The sequence below is a fragment of the Pseudomonas sp. GW822-FHT06B12 genome (genome assembly GCF_058799675.1).
Genome location: NZ_JBXALR010000006.1, coordinates 46341 through 62795, shown reverse-complemented (window position 1 = coordinate 62795; position 16455 = coordinate 46341). Strand labels below are relative to the sequence as shown.

Below are 16455 nucleotides of genomic sequence, written 5' to 3'. Positions count from 1 at the left end.
CTTTGTGACACGGCGCCCGCCTTCGAAGCGCTCGTCTCGCCGCGCATTTCCTTGGCCGGTTTTTGCACCGTTGGCTGTTGCCCTCTGTTTCGGGCCTCGCAGCCCGTCACCCGTTGAACGCGATGTGAACTCCAGATTTTTGGCACATCCAGTGCATATCAAATATCGTATACGAAACTCTAAATACCCATTTGATAAGAACTGCCCAACGCTCGACACCATCCGACAACGAGGCCCCTTATGAAAAATCCTGCATCCGCCGTCTTCATCACTGCCCTGCTGAGCAGCGCGTTCATCGCCCAGGCCCAGGCCGACAAACTCGACGACATCATCGAGTCCGGCAACTTGCGTTGCGCGGTCACCCTGGACTTCCCGCCCATGGGCTTTCGCGATGAGAAGAACACCCCGGCCGGCTTCGATGTCGACTACTGCAACGACCTGGCAAAAACCCTTGGGGTCAAAGCCGAGATTGTTGAAACCCCGTTCCCGGACCGAATTCCGGCACTGGTTTCCGGCCGCGCCGACGTCATCGTCGCCTCCACTTCCGACACGCTGGAGCGGGCCAAGACCGTGGGCATGACCATTCCCTACTTCGCCTTCCAGATGGTGGTGTTGACCCGCAGCGACGCTGGGATCAAGGCCTACGATGACCTCAAGGGCCATTCGGTGGGCGGCCCGGCCGGCACGTTTGAAGCCATCGCGCTGGAAAACGACGTGAAGAAATGGGCCAACGCCAAGGGCGCTTTCCATGCCTATCAGTCGCTGGCTGACGCGGTACTTGCCCTGAGCCAGGGGCAAATCGACGCGACCACCGTGACCTCGACGGTCGCCTCGTCACTGATCAAATCCGGCAAGTACAAAAACCTCAGCGTCGCCGGCACCGCGCCCTATGACATCGACTACGTGTCCCTGGGCGCCAAGCGCAATGAGTTCGGCCTGATCAACTACCTCAACCTGTTCGTCAATCATCAGGTGCGCTCCGGGCGGTATCAGGAGTTGTTCGCGCAATGGGTCGGCGGCACGGCGCCACAGCTAACGGCCAGCGGCGTGTATCGCTAGGAAACGCATCCCCGTGGCGAGGGAGCTTGCTCCCGCTCGGCTGCGAAGCAGTCGCAAATGCGGTGTGCCTGGCAGAACGAGATGGCAGGTTTCAGGGCCGCTTCGCGGCCCAGCGGGAGCAAGCTCCCTCGCCACGGGTTCTGCGTTTAACTGACAGATATTCAGGACAAACCCGGCCCCCACAGGACCCAAACCAGTTGAAAACCAAGGAACTCCTTTGATGTTCGACTACACCTTCCATTGGCGCGCCGCCTTCCAGGCGTTGCCGGATATGCTCGACGGCGCCCGGGTGACCCTGGAAATCGCGGTGCTGTCGATGCTCGCCGGCACCCTGATTGCGATGTTCCTCGCCCTCGGCCAGCAGTCCGACAAGCGCCTGTTCCGGGCGATTGCCGCCAGCTGGGTGTCGATTGCACGTAACACCCCGGCACTGTTTCAGGTGTACATCCTGTACTTCGGCCTCGGCGCCTTTGGTATTCACATGGGCTCATGGCTGGCGTTGCTGATCGGCATCACCTTCAACAACGCCGGCTATCTGGCCGAGACCTTTCGCGGCGGCCTCAACGCCGTGCCTGAAACCCAACTGCGCGCAGCCCGCTCGTTGGGCATGAGCGCACCGAAGGCTTATCGGCTGGTGGTCCTGCCGCAATTGCTGCGCGTGGTGTTTTACCCGCTGACCAATCAAATGGTCTGGGCCTTGCTGATGACCTCTCTGGGCGTGGTCGTCGGCCTGACCAGCGACCTCACCGGCGTGACCCAGGCGCTGAACGTGAAGACCTTTCGCACCTTCGAGTTCTTCGCCATCGCCGCCGTTCTCTACTTCGTCCTGGCCAAGCTGGTGGTGCTGATCGCCCGCCTGCTGGCCTGGCGTTTGTTCCGGTACTAGGAGGCCTGCATGTACACCTCAAGTTTTACCTCGGGCGACTTCCTCTACCTGCTGCAAGGTGCCGGTACGACGCTGCTGCTGACGTTCTGGGCGATGTTGATCGGCACGTTGCTGGGTGTCGCCTGTGGCCTGATTCGGGCCTTGCTGCCGCGTTTGAGCCTGCCGCTGGCCTGGGTACTGGACGTGTTTCGCAGCGTGCCGTTGCTGATTCAGTTTGTGCTGCTCAACTCGTTCAAGTCGATCGTCGGCCTGAACTGGAGCGCGTTCACCGTGGCCTGCGTGATCCTCGGTGCCTACTCCACCGCCTACTGCGCAGAAATCGTCCGCGGCGGCGTGCTGTCGGTGCCCTTGAGCACGCGGCGGGCCGCCCGTTCGCTGGGCCTCAGCCACCGTCAGGACTTGCTGCACATTGTCCTGCCGATGGCCACGCGGGTGGCGTTTCCGGGCTGGATCAACCTGACACTGGCGGTCATGAAAGACACCTCGCTGGTGCTCTGGATCGGCATCGTCGAACTGCTGCGCGCCTCGCAAACCATTGTCACCCGGCTTCAGGAACCGTTGTTCGTCCTGGCCCTGGCCGGCCTTATCTACTACGTCATGAGCCTGGTGATCGCTCGTCTGGGGGCGCGGCTCGAACAGAGGTGGCAGGAAAATGATTGAGATCGAGAACGTTCGTAAATCCTTCGGCAACCTGGAAGTCGTCAAGGGTGTCGACCTGACCGTGAACAAGGGCGAAGTGCTGTCGATCATCGGCGGCTCGGGCTCGGGCAAGTCGACCTTGCTGATGTGCATCAACGGCCTGGAAGCCATTCAGGGCGGGCAGATTCGCGTCGACGGCACACCGGTGCATGCCAGCGGCACCGACCTGAACAAGTTGCGGCAGAAAATCGGCATCGTCTTCCAGCAATGGAACGCCTTCCCGCACCTCACGGTGATGGAAAACGTGATGCTTGCCCCGCGCAAGGTGCTCGGCAAAAGCCGTCAGGAAGCTGAAGAAATCGCCGTGCGGCAACTGACGCACGTAGGCCTCGGCGACAAGCTCAAGGTGTTTCCGAGCAAGCTTTCCGGCGGTCAGCAACAGCGCATGGCGATTGCCCGGGCGCTGGCCATGTCGCCGGACTACATGCTGTTCGACGAAGCTACTTCGGCCCTCGACCCGCAACTGGTGGGTGAAGTGCTGGACACCATGCGCCTGCTCGCCGAGGAGGGTATGACCATGGTCCTGGTGACTCACGAAATCCGTTTCGCCCGCGATGTTTCGGATCGGGTGGCGTTCTTTCGCGACGGCAAGATCCATGAAATCGGTTCACCGGACCAGGTGATCGGCCAGCCGCAGCGTGCGGAAACCGCCGACTTCTTGAAATCGGTGTTGTAACCCACAGACAGGCCCCAGGAGACAGTCATGCGTTCGAGCAAAATCATTCATGTGGTGAGTTGCCACGCCGAAGGTGAAGTCGGCGACGTCATCGTCGGCGGTGTCGCGCCACCACCCGGCGCGACCCTGTGGGAGCAGTCGCGCTGGATTGCCGAGGACCAGACCCTGCGTAACTTCGTGCTTAACGAGCCGCGCGGCGGAGTCTTTCGCCACGTCAATCTGTTGGTACCCTCCAGGAACCCGCTCGCCGACATGGCGTGGATCATCATGGAACCGGCTGACACACCGCCGATGTCCGGCTCCAACTCGCTGTGCGTGGCCACGGTGCTGCTCGACAGCGGCATCTTGCCAATGACCGAACCGCTGACCCGGCTGGTGCTCGAAGCCCCTGGCGGCTTGATCGAGGTGACCGCCCACTGTCGCAACGGCAAGGCCGAGCGGGTCGAGGTGCGTAATGTGGTGTCATTTGCCGACAAACTCGATGCCTGGATCGAAGTCGAAGGCCTCGGCTCACTGCAGGTCGATACCGCTTATGGCGGTGACAGCTTTGCGATCGTCGATGCCCAGCGCCTGGGTTTCTCGCTGACCGCCGATGAAGCCGCGGACCTGGTTGCCAGCGGTCTGAAGATCACTCAGGCAGCCAATGAACAACTGGGCTTCGTGCACCCGCTGAACCCGGACTGGAAACACATTTCGTTCTGCCAGATTGCCGCACCGCTCGACCGCAGCAACGGCGTGGCCAGTGCCGCCAACGCGGTGGTGATCCGCCCCGGCAAGATCGATCGCTCACCCTGTGGCACCGGTTGTTCGGCGCGCATGGCGGTGTTGCACGCCAAAGGCCAACTGGCGGTAGGCGAGGTGTTTATCGGGCGCTCGATTATCGGTTCCGAGTTTCATTGCCGGATCGACAGCACCAGCGAAATCGCCGGCCGCCCGGCCATTATCCCGTGCCTGTCCGGGCGCGCCTGGATCACCGGCACCCACCAGCATCTGCTCGACCCAAGCGATCCTTGGCCGGGCGGTTATCGACTGTCCGACACCTGGCCCGTCGAACTGGCTATTTGAAGCAACGTACCTGGCAAAACCCTTTGAACCCCACGGCACTTTCAGTGCTCAACTTAAACGTATACGAAATACTAAAAGTCATCATCGGAGGCAACATGAGCAAGCACGTTAATTGGAGCGGCGTATTCCCTGCGGTCACTACCCAGTTCAACCCGGACTTTTCCATCGACTACGAAGGCACGCACAAGGTCATCAGCGGGTTGGTGCGCGACGGTGTTTCGGGGCTGGTGATCTGCGGCACCGTCGGCGAGAACACCTCGCTGAGCACCGAAGAGAAAATCAGCCTGGTGGAAGTCGCCAAGGACGCCGCGGCGGGTCGGGTGCCGGTGATTTCCGGTGTCGCCGAATTCACCAGTGCCAATGCCAGCAAAGTCGCCAAGGAAATCCAGCGCGTGGGTGCCGACGGCATCATGCTGATGCCGGCACTGGTCTACTCCTCGAAACCCTTCGAGACTGCCGCGCATTTCCGTAGCGTCGCCGCCAGCATCGACCTGCCGGTGATGGTCTACAACAACCCACCGATCTACAAAAACGATGTGACCCCGGACATCCTGATCTCCCTGGCCGACTGCGACAACGTCGTCTGTTTCAAGGACTCCTCGGGCGATACCCGGCGCTTCATCGACGTGCGCAATGAAGTCGGCGACCGCTTTGTACTGTTCGCCGGGCTCGATGACGTGGTGCTCGAAAGCATTGCCGTCGGCGCGGTGGGCTGGGTCTCCGGGATGTCCAACGCGTTCCCGAAAGAAGGCGAGACGCTGTTCCGTCTGGCCCGCGACGGTCGCTTCAAGGAAGCCATGCCGATCTACGAATGGTTCATGCCACTGCTGCACCTCGATGCCCGCCCGGACCTGGTGCAGTGCATCAAACTCTGTGAAGAACTGATGGGCCGCGGCACGGCACTGACCCGCCCACCTCGCCTGGGTCTGCTTGACCACGAGCGCAACGAGGTCGAGGCGCTGGTCAAAGCCGCGCTCGCCAATCGCCCGACTTTGCCGGACGTCGGTCTGTAACCGCCCTTCCCCACTGCCGCGCTCGGTATCGAGCGCGGCCATGCCGAGTATTTTTTTTATGTCAGCCATTATCGGCCACAACTTTATCGGCTTCGGCCGCAGCGCCGCAGGTGATCAACTCCTGCACAGCGTCGACGCCCGCAGCGGTGAATCGCTGCCCTATGGCTTCAGCCAGGCCAACGCGGAGGAAATCGACAACGCCGCACACTTCGCCGCCAAGGCCTACCCCATTTATCGCAACCTGCCGGCCAGTGTCCGCGCTGTTTTTCTCGAGACTATCGCCGAAGAAATTGACGCCCTGGGCGATGACTTTATCGCCATCGTCTGCCGCGAGACGGCCCTGCCCGCTGCGCGGATTCAGGGCGAACGGGCGCGAACCAGCGGCCAGTTGCGGCTGTTTGCCCGGGTACTGCGCCAGGGCGACTTCCTCGGCGCACGGATCGACCGCGCCCTGCCCGAGCGCCAACCGTTGCCACGACCCGACCTGCGTCAATGGCGTATCGGCCTGGGTCCGGTGGCGGTGTTCGGTGCGAGCAACTTTCCGCTGGCGTTTTCCACCGCCGGTGGCGATACCGCCGCAGCCCTGGCCGCCGGTTGCCCAGTGGTGTTCAAGGCCCACAGCGGGCATATGGCAACCGCCGAACAGGTTGCGGCCGCGATCATTCGCGCGGCACAGCGCAGCGGCATGCCCGAGGGCGTGTTCAACATGATTTATGGTGCTGGTGTTGGCGAGGCGCTGGTCAAACATCCGGCGATCCAGGCCGTGGGGTTCACCGGTTCGCTCAAAGGTGGCCGGGCCCTGTGCGACATGGCTGCCGCCCGACCACAGCCGATACCGGTGTTCGCCGAAATGTCGAGCATCAACCCGGTGCTGCTGCTACCCGCCGCCCTGGCGGCCCGCAGCGAAACCATCGCCAGCGAGTTGAGCGCCTCGATCGTCCTGGGGGGTGGCCAGTTCTGTACCAATCCGGGTTTGATCATCGGCCTGCGCTCGGCGTCGTTCAGCACCTTTATCGAACAACTCACCGCGCAGATGAACGAAAAACCGCCACAGACCCTGCTCAACAGCGGTACCCGACGCAGCTATGAAAGCGGCGTGCAGCGCTTACTGAACCATCCGCGGGTGAGGCGCTTGAGTGGCGACCATGCATTAGGCAATCAGGTGCAGCCGCAACTGTTCAAGGCTGACGTCAGCCTGTTGCTTGAAGGGGATGAGGTGCTGCAAGAAGAAGTGTTCGGCCCGGCAAGCATTGTGCTGGAAGTGGCCGACGAGCAAGAGCTCAGGCTGGCGCTGCAGGCGCTGCACGGGCAATTGACCGCCACGCTGATCGCCGAACCCGCAGACCTTGAGCTGTGCTCGCAATTGCTGCCGATCCTCGAACAGAAAGCCGGGCGCCTGCTGCTCAACGGTTATCCGACCGGTGTCGAAGTGTGCGATGCAATGGTCCACGGCGGACCGTATCCAGCGACGTCGGATGCCCGTGGCACCTCGGTCGGCAGCCTGGCGATCGAACGATTCCTGCGGCCGGTGTGTTATCAGAACTGTCCGGACGGATTACTGCCGGACGCGCTGAAGAACGCCAATCCGCTGGGGCTTTTGCGTCTGGTGGATGGGGTGAATACCCGCGAGGAGCTGAATCAAGCGGGCTGACGCCCGCTGTACACCGTCAATCGAACTGCGCGCGCATCCAGGCCTGATACTCGGCAACGCCGGGCTCACCTTCGCGGGGTGCCCAATGCGCATGTTCACCCTCGCCCACCGGACGATACGGCCCGGCCTTGCATTCGAACATCACACTGTCGGCTTCAAGCACGACCAGACCGTGATAAACACCGGCAGGCAGGTCGATCCCCAGCGTATCGCCGCCACACTCCAGAACTCGTTTGGCAATCACCTGGCCCGCGTCGTCGAAAACCAGCACCCCCAGACGGCCCTTGAGGACCAACAGGGTTTCAGCCTTGTCATCGCTCAAATGCCGATGTGGCGGAACGTACGTCGATGGCTGCAAGCCCACCGCCATGCGGTGGCACGACTCCTCCATCTGATGGAAGTTGTGATGCTGCCGACCACGAGGATTGGCCGCAGCCTTCCCGGCCAGCTCGCTGAACAGCGTTTGATCAAGAAAGCTCGGCGTCGCCATGATTTACATTCCTTTGACGGCGTAGATCCCTGCGGCGTTGCGCCAGTAACCTTTGTAGTCCATGCCGTAACCGAAGATGTAGCGGTCAATGCATGGCAGACCGACGAAATCGGCCTTCAGGTCTGGGCGAGCCTTGCGGTCGTGATCCTTGTCGATCAGTACGGCGGTGTGCACGGCGCGAGCGCCAGCATGTTTGCAGAAGTCAATGATTGCGCCCAGGGTGTGACCTTCGTCGAGAATATCGTCGATGATCAGCACATCACGGTCGATGAACGAGACTTCCGGCTTGGCTTTCCAGAACAGCTCGCCGCCGCTGGTTTCGTTGCGATAACGGGTAGCGTGCAGGTAGGACGCTTCCAGCGGGAAATTCAGATGGGTCAGCAGTTTGCCGGAGAAAATCAGGCCGCCGTTCATCACGCAGAACACCACCGGGTTGCTTTCAGCCAACTGATCGTTGATTTGCGCACCGACGCGGGCGATGGCCGCCTCGACTTCAGCTTCGGTGTACAGGCAGTCAGCCTCTCGCATGATTTGACGGATATGCTCGAGATCAGCGGACATGGTGCTCTCCAAGGGGGTGGCGGATTCGGAAAAGCGAGCAAAGGTACGCATCCAGCCGGGTCAGATCAAGCGTTTCTGGACTAACGTACTGTATGTCTATAGGACAACACCCTCGGATAGATTAATCTAGGCCGGTTTTTTTGCCCGCCGCCGGAGCCTTTCCCTATGCCCATCCGTGAGATCCGCCATCCGCTGATCCGACACAAACTTGGCCTTATGCGCCGCGCAGACATTAGCACGAAGAATTTCCGCGAACTCGCTCAGGAAGTCGGTGCCCTGCTGACCTACGAGGCCACCAAAGACCTGCCCCTTGAAACCTACGATATCGAAGGCTGGTGCGGCACGGTTTCGGTCGAGAAGATCGCCGGCAAGAAAATTACCGTCGTGCCGATCCTCCGTGCCGGCATCGGCATGCTCGAAGGCGTGCTCAGCCTGATCCCGGGCGCCAAAGTCAGCGCCGTGGGCGTGGCCCGCAACGAGGAAACCCTCGAAGCGCACACGTATCTGGAAAAACTGGTTCCGGAAATCGACGAACGTCTGGCGATGATCATCGACCCGATGCTCGCCACCGGCGGTTCGATGGTCGCCACTATCGACCTGCTGAAGAAGGCCGGTTGCAAGGACATCCGCGCGATGGTCCTGGTTGCTGCCCCTGAAGGCATCGCCGCAGTAGAGAAGGCTCACCCGGACGTGACCATCTACACCGCGTCCATTGATCAAAAACTGAACGAACACGGCTACATCATTCCTGGTCTGGGCGATGCCGGCGACAAGATCTTCGGCACCAAGCAGAAGGACGCGTGAGCATGCAGGATGAGTTCAACGACCCGCTCTGGCGCACGGTGCTGTCTGGCGCGCAGATGCTGTTCGTGGCGTTTGGCGCGCTGGTGTTGATGCCGCTGATTACCGGCCTCGACCCAAATGTCGCGCTGTTCACGGCGGGCCTCGGGACTCTGCTGTTCCAGGTGGTTACCGGGCGACAAGTGCCGGTGTTCCTGGCGTCGAGTTTCGCCTTCATCACCCCGATTATTCTCGCCAAGGGCCAGTTCGGTCTCGCTGCGACCATGGGCGGGGTGATGGCGGCCGGTTTCGTTTATACCTTTCTCGGCGTGGCCGTGAAGATCAAGGGCACCGGTTTCATCGACCGCTTGCTGCCACCCGTGGTAATTGGTCCGGTGATCATCTCGATCGGCCTGGCCATGGCGCCGATTGCCGCAAACATGGCGATGGGCAAGGCCGGCGACGGTAGCGAGCTGATTCATTACCAGACGGCAATGATGATCTCCATGCCAGCGCTGCTGACGACGCTGATCGTGGCGGTGTTCGGCAAAGGCATCTTCCGCCTGGTGCCGATCATCTCCGGCGTACTGGTCGGGTTTGGCATGGCGTTTTTCTTCGGCGTCGTCGACACCGCGAAAATCGCTGCTGCGCCGTGGTTTGCGTTGCCGCACTTCACTGCGCCCGAGTTCAACTGGCAGGCGATTCTGTTCATTGTTCCGGTAGCGCTGGCCCCGGCCATCGAACACATCGGCGGCGTGATTGCGGTCGGCAGCGTGACCGGGCGTGATTACCTGAAGAAGCCCGGCCTGCACCGCACGCTGTTTGGCGACGGTATCGCAACCACCGCAGCCGGGCTGCTCGGCGGTCCACCCAACACCACGTACGCCGAAGTGACGGGTGCGGTGATGCTGACCAAGAACTACAACCCGAAAATCATGACCTGGGCGGCAATCTTTGCCATCAGCCTGGCGTTTATCGGCAAGTTCGGTGCGCTGCTGCAAAGCATCCCGGTGCCGGTCATGGGCGGGATTCTCTGCCTGTTGTTCGGTTCGATTGCCGCGGTGGGCATGAACACCATGATCCGCCACAAGATCGATTTGGCTGAAGCGCGCAACCTGGTGATTGTCTCGGTCACGCTGGTGTTCGGGATTGGCGGCATGCTGATCGGCACCGGTACCGGCGCGCAGGACTTCGGTCTCAAGGGCATCGCGCTGTGCGCCGTCGTGGCGATTGCGTTGAACCTGATTCTGCCGGGCAATGACAGCTGGAAGCACAAGAAGGCGGATGAGCCGTTGTTGTAAAGATCGTTAAAGATCGTTCCCACGCTCCGCGTGGGAATGCAGCCAGTGACGCTCCGCGTCACTTTCAAGAGCAGACGCGGAGCGTCCGGTGAGGCATTCCCACGCAGAGCGTGGGAACGATCATCGCCTATAACGCCAACGGCGCCCTTTCACACAACCTGTTCAACGCCCGCGCCCAGTGCGGATCGTCGTTGAGACACGGCACCAGCACCAACTCCTCTCCTCCCGCCTCGCGGAACTGCTCAAGCCCACGGTCACCGATCTCTTCCAGGGTTTCGATGCAGTCGGCCACGAACGCCGGGCACATCACCAGAATCTTCTTCACACCCTGCTTGGCCAACGTGTCGAGACGCGCTTCGGTGTAGGGTTCGATCCATTTGGCGCGGCCCAGCCGTGACTGGAAAGACACCGACCATTTACCGTCCGGCAAGCCCATGCGCTCGGCGAACGCCGCAGCGGTACGCAGGCACTGACCGCGATAACAGGTCGCGACCACTTCCGGCGGCGCGCCGGCACAGCAATCGCCGCCCCCCTCGAAGTTATGGCCAGGGTTGAGCTTCTTCAGGTGCCGCTCCGGCAATCCATGGAAGCTCAGCAGCAGGTGATCGTAATCCTGCTCAAGATACGGCCTGGCACTGGCAACCAGAGCGTCGAGGTATTCCGGCTGATCGTAAAACGGCTGGAGAATCGAAAACTGCACGTCCAGTTTCTTCTCGCGCACCACACGCTTGGCTTCTTCAATTACCGTGGTCACGGTGCTGTCGGCGAACTGTGGATAAAGCGGTGCGAGCGTGACCTTTTTGATCCCTTGAGCGGCCATGCGGGTCAACACCGACTCAATCGACGGCTCGCCGTAACGCATGGCCAGTTCGACCGGTCCTTGGGTCCACTGTGCGGTCATTGCCTGCTGCAAGCGGCGGCTGAGTACTACCAGCGGCGAGCCCTCGTCCCACCAGATCGAGGCATAGGCGTGAGCCGATTGCTCAGGGCGCTTGATCAGAATCAGCGAGACCAGCAAACGTCGTACCGGCCACGGCAGGTCGATGACGTAAGGGTCCATCAGAAATTGATTGAGGTAGCTGCGCACGTCCGCCACCTGTGTGGAAGCGGGCGAACCCAAATTGACCAGGAGCAACGCGTGATCGGTCATGCAACGTCCTATTTCAAAGGCGGCTGGACACGTCGTCCAGAGCCGCGCGCAAATCAGTGAACCGGAAAGTGAAGCCCGCCGCCAGCAAGCGCGTCGGCGTCGCCCGCTGGCCGCCCAGCAGCAACAGCGACAACTCGCCAAGACCGACCCGCAACGCAAAAGCGGGCATCGGCATGAATGCCGGCCGGTGCAAAATACTGGCGAGGGTCTTGGCAAACTCGCGATTGCGTACCGGTTTTGGTGCGCACGCATTATAAGGACCACTGGCGTTTTTCTGATGCAGAAGAAAATCAATCAGGGCGATTTGATCATTGATGTGGATCCATGACATCCACTGCCGACCATCGCCGAGCGGCCCGCCCAGCCCCATTTTGAACGGCAACAACAGCCGCGACAAAAAGCCGCCCTGCGCCGACAGAACCAACCCGGTACGCACCAGCACCACGCGAATCCCCAACGCTTCGGCGCGCTGCGCGGTCTCCTCCCAGGCGATGCACAGCTGGCTGGCAAAGTCTTCGCTGACCGGCGGTGAGTCCTCAGTCAATTCACGCTCGCCACCATCGCCGTACCAGCCAAGCGCTGAACCCGAAATCAACACCTGCGGTTTCTGCTCGCGGCTTTCAAGCCACGCCAACAGGGTTTCGGTGAGCCTGATCCGGCTATTCCAGAGCAGCCCCTTGCGTCGATGAGTCCAGAGACGATCGGCAATCGGTGCCCCCGCGAGATTGATCACCGCGTCCACCGGCTGTTGGCCAATGTCTTCCAGATGCCCAACGCCACGTACCTGAGTGCCGCATAATTTGGCCACTTTTTCGGGTCTGCGACTCCACACCGTCAGGCTGTGACCCTGGCTCAACCAGTGTCGGCAGAGTTGACGTCCTATCAAACCAGTACCGCCGGTCAGCAATATGTGCATGACATCTTCCTCGCGTGGCGTTTTACCCCAATCACTAGTCTATTTTTATAAGCAGGGATGTTTCGGATCGGACAGGCTCTGTGCTTAACAATAGGCCAACCTGTCAGAACGAGAACGCTGAAAGTTATACCAGAAAACAATATTGTATAGGTTTAACCCGAAGCGTAGCCTGTACAGAAAGGTAAACGAGGCCCCTATGACTGTACCCATCGCAATCATCGGCACTGGCATCGCCGGACTCTCGGCAGCCCAAGCCCTGCAAGAGGCCGGGTACGTCGTTCAATTGTTCGATAAAAGCCGTGGCAGCGGCGGTCGCATGTCGAGCAAGCGTAGCGACGCCGGCGCATTGGACATGGGCGCACAATATTTCACCGCCCGCGATCGCCGTTTCGTCATTGAAGTCCAGCGCTGGCAAGCCAATGGCTGGGTCGCTGAATGGACACCGCAGCTCTACAACTATCACGGCGGTGTACTCAGCCCGTCGCCGGACGAACAGACCCGCTGGGTCGGCACCCCGCGCATGAGCGCCATCACCCGCGCGCTGATCGGCGACACAGAAGTGCATTTCGCTTGCCGGATTACCGAGGTCTATCGTGGCGAAGAACATTGGCATTTGCAGGATGCCGAAGGCTTCACCCACGGTCCCTTCAGCCATGTCGTCATCGCCACGCCGGCGCCACAGGCCACTGCCCTGCTGGCCGCCGCACCGAAACTCGCCGGGGTCGCCGCCGGAGTAAAAATGGACCCGACCTGGGCCATTGCGCTGGCCTTCGAAAAACCGCTGGAAACGCCAATGGAAGGCTGCTTCGTTCAGGACAGCCCGCTCGACTGGCTGGCTCGCAACCGCAGCAAACCGGGGCGCGACACGACCCTCGACACCTGGGTATTGCACGCCAATAGCAGCTGGAGCCGACAACACATCGACCTGCCTAAAGAGGCGGTGATCGAGCAACTGCACGGAGCCTTCGCCGAGTTGCTGCACGATTCCATGCCCGCGCCGATCTTCAGTCTTGCCCATCGCTGGCTCTACGCGCGCCCGTCCAGCAGCCATGAATGGGGCGTATTGGCCGACGCCGACCTGGGCTTGTACGTGTGTGGCGACTGGTGCCTGTCCGGGCGTGTCGAAGGGGCCTGGATGAGCGGTCAGGAAGCGGCTCGTCGCCTGCACGAACACCTGCAATAAAGCGCATCAACCGATGGGGTGGGCGTAGCTGCCGCAGGCTGCGATCTTTTGATCCTGATTGACGGCCTCTGCGGTGCAACCACCAAGAAGATCGCAGCCTGCGGCAGCTCCTACAGGGGTTTTTCCCTCAAAAAAACCTATACAAACAATTTGACTTGTACACCTTTGGCCCTATGATCAAACCGTGTTGTACAGCGCGAACAGCCTGTACAGATATAGATCCCAGGTGCGCCAATGCCCAGCCACTGCGCGAACAAACCAAAACCTGACACTCGTCCTCATGACGAAGACCCCGGTGCCGACTATCAACAGGCCCTGGAGGACGGTTGGCTGCCGATCCGCGAAGTCGCCCGAGTGACCGGCGTCAACGCCGTCACCCTGCGCGCGTGGGAACGCCGTTACGGGCTGATCGTGCCGCAGCGCACGCCCAAGGGACACCGGCTGTTTTCGGCCGAACATGTGCAGCGGATCCATAACATCCTTACCTGGCTCAATCGCGGCGTCACCGCCAGCCAGGTCAAGCAACTGCTGGACACGCCGCAAGCATTGAGCGAACCCGTCGAGAATGACTGGCACGTCCTGCGCCTGAACCTGATACAGGCGATCAGCCAATTGGTCGAGCGTCAGCTCGATGACACGCTCAATCAGGTCATGTCGCTGTATCCACCACGCACCCTGTGCGAGCAGCTGCTGATGCCGCTGCTGGTCGAACTCGAGCAGCGCTGGCAAGGGCAGTTCGGCGCACAGATGGAGCGGGCGTTCTTTTATTCCTGGTTACGCAGCAAATTCGGCGCAAGGATCTACCATAACAACCGTCAGTTGCGCGGCGCGCCATTGCTGCTGATCAATCACTCCGACCTGCCCCTGGAGCCGCATCTGTGGCTCACCGCCTGGCTGATCAGCAGCGCCGACTGCCCCGTGGAAGTGTTCGACTGGCCGCTGCCGGCCGGCGAATTGGCGCTGGCGGTCGAGCAGCTGCAAGCGCGTGGTGTGCTGCTGTATTCCAGTAAGGCGATCAATCTCAAACAACTTCCGAAACTTCTGCACAAAGTCAGTTGCCCAAAACTCGTGGCTGGCCCCGCGGTGCGCATCCACCACACCGAATTGTCCGCAAAAGCCTCTGAGATCGCTGATTTGTCTCTGGCCGTAGATCCGTTGTCAGCCCATCAGGCGCTGGTTCAGCGCGGGCTCATTTAAATGCTTGTACGGAAACCACCATGCAATTGATCAGGCCACGACGATATTGGTTGACGGGAGCCGGCAATGGCATTGGCGCTGCATTGGCCGAAGAACTGTTGAAGTCCGGCGTGCACCTGGCAGTCAGCGCACGCGCGGTTGCGCCATTAAAAGTCCTGGCCCAGCGATATCCGGGGCAGGTGCTGGTGGTGCCGGGCGATTTGACCAACAGCCAGACTGTGCGCGAGATCGGTGAGCAGATCCAGCAGGACTGGGGTTCGCTGGACACCGTGATCCTCAATGCTGGCACCTGTGAATATGTCGACGCCAAGCAGTTCGACACTTCGATCATCGAACACGTAGTACGCACCAACCTGCTCGCCAGCAGCTATTGCATCGAAGCCGCGTTGCCGTTGCTGCGCGCCGGTATCGCCCCCCATCTGGTGGGTATCGCCAGTTCGGTGACGTACCTGCCCCTACCTCGGGCCGAAGCCTATGGCACCTCGAAAGCCGGGCTGCGGTATCTGTTCGAATCCTCGCGCATCGATCTGGCATCGGAAGGTATTGAAGTCACCGTGGTCAGCCCCGGTTTCGTCGAAAACCCGCTGACCGAGAAAAACGACTTCCCGGTGCCACAGATCTGGCCAGCCGACAAAGCCGCGCGGTATGTCGCCGAAAAACTCAAGCAGCGTCCGCTGGAAATCCCCCTCCCCGCCCTGTTCATGGCCGCACTTTGGCCTCTGTCGAAAATCTCCAACCGAGTAAAGTGGATGATAGGCAAACGTCTGGTCAGGAGCTCGCCACCGATCATGGATAAGCCGTAAACATTTCATGGCTCAACGCGTATCGGCAACCTCATCCGGTTGAGCGTCCGTCAGGCCTTTCACACAGCGTCGACGCACTGCCTTACACTGCGCCCCTATGAACACGATCCCCCTCAAGACCATTGTCGAACCGGCGGTCACCTGCTCGACCTGCGCGGCCTGTTGTTGCCAGCTCGAAGTCATGCTGATTACGGACACCGGCGTGCCCGAACGTTTTATCGACACCGACGATTGGGGCGGGGAAGTCATGCTGCGCCTGGATGACGGCTGGTGCGCCGCGCTGGATCGCGACAGCATGATGTGCACCATTTACGAAAAGCGCCCGCTGATCTGCCGGGAGTTCGAGATGGGCGCGCCGGAGTGCATCGACGAGCGTCAGGGGATTGCGACGGCGTATCGCTGAAGGCTGGTTAGCCAATACACCTGTGGGAGCGAGCCTGCTCGCTCCCACAAAAGCCTGCACACAATAAAGCAGCAAGTCATTACAGCGGCATCGTGTAATGCAACGCGTAGCTTTCTATACCGTCATTGAATTTGCTGAGACCGGCGTCGGAGTAGTGCGTCGCGCGAATCCCGACTTCATGTCCACCGGCAAACCGCAGGCCGAACCCCAATCGATCCTCAAATTGAAAAGCCTCGCCCAACCGGCGGTCGTCCACTTTGTCGTGAGCGAACAGCGCAACGCCAATCCCGGCCTCCAGGTAAGGTCTGACGGTTTGCCCGGCAAACTCGTAAACGAACACCGGAGAAAACGACAGACTGTGATTGTTCGCCACTTTGTCACCATTCCAATAGGTGTACGCACCGCTCCAGTAGCCCGTCACGCGCCCGACATCACTCTGCCACCAGCTTTTATCCCAATCCCATTGCAGGCCCAGGCGATAAGTCTGGGTCGAATCGGTGGTCTGGCCAACCGCAAACTCAACGCCAGCCGCTTGCGCGGTAAAACTGTGCCCCAACAATGCGGCCGCAAGCGCGGCTAAACAGAACAGTCGCTTCATGAGAAACATCCTTTTCCGAACGAT

General features: G+C 60.7%; 18 protein-coding genes. 13 read left to right on the top strand and 5 right to left on the bottom strand.

What is annotated here, in order from left to right:
- Window positions 1–240: 240 nt before the first annotated feature.
- The 7 genes from AC1RKH_RS14915 to AC1RKH_RS14885 all read left to right on the top strand — a co-directional run bounded on the left by AC1RKH_RS14915 (window position 241) and on the right by AC1RKH_RS14885 (window position 7049).
- Entirely contained in the window at window positions 241–1059 is an 819-nt protein-coding gene (locus tag AC1RKH_RS14915) for an ABC transporter substrate-binding protein (protein WP_493062863.1), read from the top strand.
- Between the two features lie 220 nt (window positions 1060–1279).
- On the top strand, window positions 1280–1945 hold the full coding sequence (locus tag AC1RKH_RS14910) for an amino acid ABC transporter permease (protein ID WP_401121559.1): 666 nt from the start codon (window positions 1280–1282) through the stop codon (window positions 1943–1945).
- A gap of 9 nt (window positions 1946–1954) precedes the next feature.
- The gene (locus tag AC1RKH_RS14905) at window positions 1955–2605 is read left to right on the top strand and encodes an amino acid ABC transporter permease (RefSeq protein WP_493062862.1); all 651 of its coding nucleotides are present in this window, start codon (window positions 1955–1957) and stop codon (window positions 2603–2605) included.
- Window positions 2598–3320, top strand: a complete 723-nt coding sequence (locus tag AC1RKH_RS14900; protein WP_103318455.1) for an amino acid ABC transporter ATP-binding protein — start codon at window positions 2598–2600, stop codon at window positions 3318–3320. The genes AC1RKH_RS14905 and AC1RKH_RS14900 overlap by 8 nt, the downstream gene beginning before the upstream one ends.
- Window positions 3321–3347: 27 nt before the next feature.
- Window positions 3348–4385: a trans-3-hydroxy-L-proline dehydratase gene (locus tag AC1RKH_RS14895; protein ID WP_493062861.1), complete on the top strand. Its 1038-nt coding sequence runs from the start codon at window positions 3348–3350 to the stop codon at window positions 4383–4385.
- Between the two features lie 95 nt (window positions 4386–4480).
- Complete coding sequence (locus AC1RKH_RS14890) at window positions 4481–5398, top strand: dihydrodipicolinate synthase family protein (RefSeq protein WP_071553357.1); 918 nt, start codon at window positions 4481–4483, stop codon at window positions 5396–5398.
- Window positions 5399–5456: 58 nt separating this feature from the next.
- On the top strand, window positions 5457–7049 hold the full coding sequence (locus AC1RKH_RS14885; protein ID WP_493063021.1) for an aldehyde dehydrogenase (NADP(+)): 1593 nt from the start codon (window positions 5457–5459) through the stop codon (window positions 7047–7049).
- A gap of 16 nt (window positions 7050–7065) precedes the next feature.
- Here AC1RKH_RS14885 and AC1RKH_RS14880 read toward each other — a convergent pair whose 3' ends face one another.
- Complete coding sequence (locus AC1RKH_RS14880) at window positions 7066–7539, bottom strand: WbuC family cupin fold metalloprotein (RefSeq protein WP_493062860.1); 474 nt, start codon at window positions 7537–7539, stop codon at window positions 7066–7068.
- A gap of 3 nt (window positions 7540–7542) precedes the next feature.
- The gene (locus AC1RKH_RS14875) at window positions 7543–8100 is read right to left on the bottom strand and encodes a hypoxanthine-guanine phosphoribosyltransferase (protein WP_019693614.1); all 558 of its coding nucleotides are present in this window, start codon (window positions 8098–8100) and stop codon (window positions 7543–7545) included.
- 165 nt (window positions 8101–8265) lie between these two features.
- Between AC1RKH_RS14875 and upp the strand changes: the two genes are divergently transcribed.
- Window positions 8266–8904 (top strand): uracil phosphoribosyltransferase, encoded by a 639-nt coding sequence (gene upp, locus AC1RKH_RS14870; RefSeq protein ID WP_019693615.1) that lies wholly within the window; start codon window positions 8266–8268, stop codon window positions 8902–8904.
- A 2-nt stretch (window positions 8905–8906) separates the two neighbouring features.
- A complete protein-coding gene (locus AC1RKH_RS14865; protein WP_123424961.1) occupies window positions 8907–10181 on the top strand; it encodes a uracil-xanthine permease family protein in 1275 nt (424 codons plus the stop codon).
- A 127-nt stretch (window positions 10182–10308) separates the two neighbouring features.
- On the opposite strand, the gene hemH is transcribed toward AC1RKH_RS14865, so the two are convergent.
- Together hemH and AC1RKH_RS14855 are read right to left on the bottom strand one after the other, a co-directional pair.
- Window positions 10309–11331 (bottom strand): ferrochelatase, encoded by a 1023-nt coding sequence (gene hemH, locus AC1RKH_RS14860; protein WP_493062859.1) that lies wholly within the window; start codon window positions 11329–11331, stop codon window positions 10309–10311.
- Between the two features lie 13 nt (window positions 11332–11344).
- Window positions 11345–12247, bottom strand: coding sequence for a TIGR01777 family oxidoreductase (locus AC1RKH_RS14855; RefSeq protein ID WP_493062858.1), 903 nt, complete (start codon window positions 12245–12247; stop codon window positions 11345–11347).
- Window positions 12248–12443: 196 nt separating this feature from the next.
- On the opposite strand from AC1RKH_RS14855, the gene AC1RKH_RS14850 reads away from it, so the two are divergent.
- The 4 genes from AC1RKH_RS14850 (at window position 12444) to AC1RKH_RS14835 (ending at window position 15833) form a co-directional block, all read left to right on the top strand.
- Window positions 12444–13430, top strand: a complete 987-nt coding sequence (locus tag AC1RKH_RS14850; protein WP_493062857.1) for an NAD(P)/FAD-dependent oxidoreductase — start codon at window positions 12444–12446, stop codon at window positions 13428–13430.
- Between the two features lie 234 nt (window positions 13431–13664).
- Entirely contained in the window at window positions 13665–14627 is a 963-nt protein-coding gene (locus AC1RKH_RS14845; protein WP_493062856.1) for a MerR family transcriptional regulator, read from the top strand.
- A gap of 20 nt (window positions 14628–14647) precedes the next feature.
- Complete coding sequence (locus AC1RKH_RS14840) at window positions 14648–15430, top strand: SDR family NAD(P)-dependent oxidoreductase (protein WP_493062855.1); 783 nt, start codon at window positions 14648–14650, stop codon at window positions 15428–15430.
- Window positions 15431–15527: 97 nt separating this feature from the next.
- Entirely contained in the window at window positions 15528–15833 is a 306-nt protein-coding gene (locus AC1RKH_RS14835) for a YkgJ family cysteine cluster protein (protein ID WP_123424956.1), read from the top strand.
- A 79-nt stretch (window positions 15834–15912) separates the two neighbouring features.
- Here AC1RKH_RS14835 and AC1RKH_RS14830 read toward each other — a convergent pair whose 3' ends face one another.
- Window positions 15913–16431 carry an acyloxyacyl hydrolase gene (locus AC1RKH_RS14830; RefSeq protein WP_493062854.1) on the bottom strand — a complete coding sequence of 173 codons (519 nt, stop codon included), beginning with the start codon at window positions 16429–16431 and terminating at the stop codon, window positions 15913–15915.
- Window positions 16432–16455 lie beyond the last annotated feature (24 nt).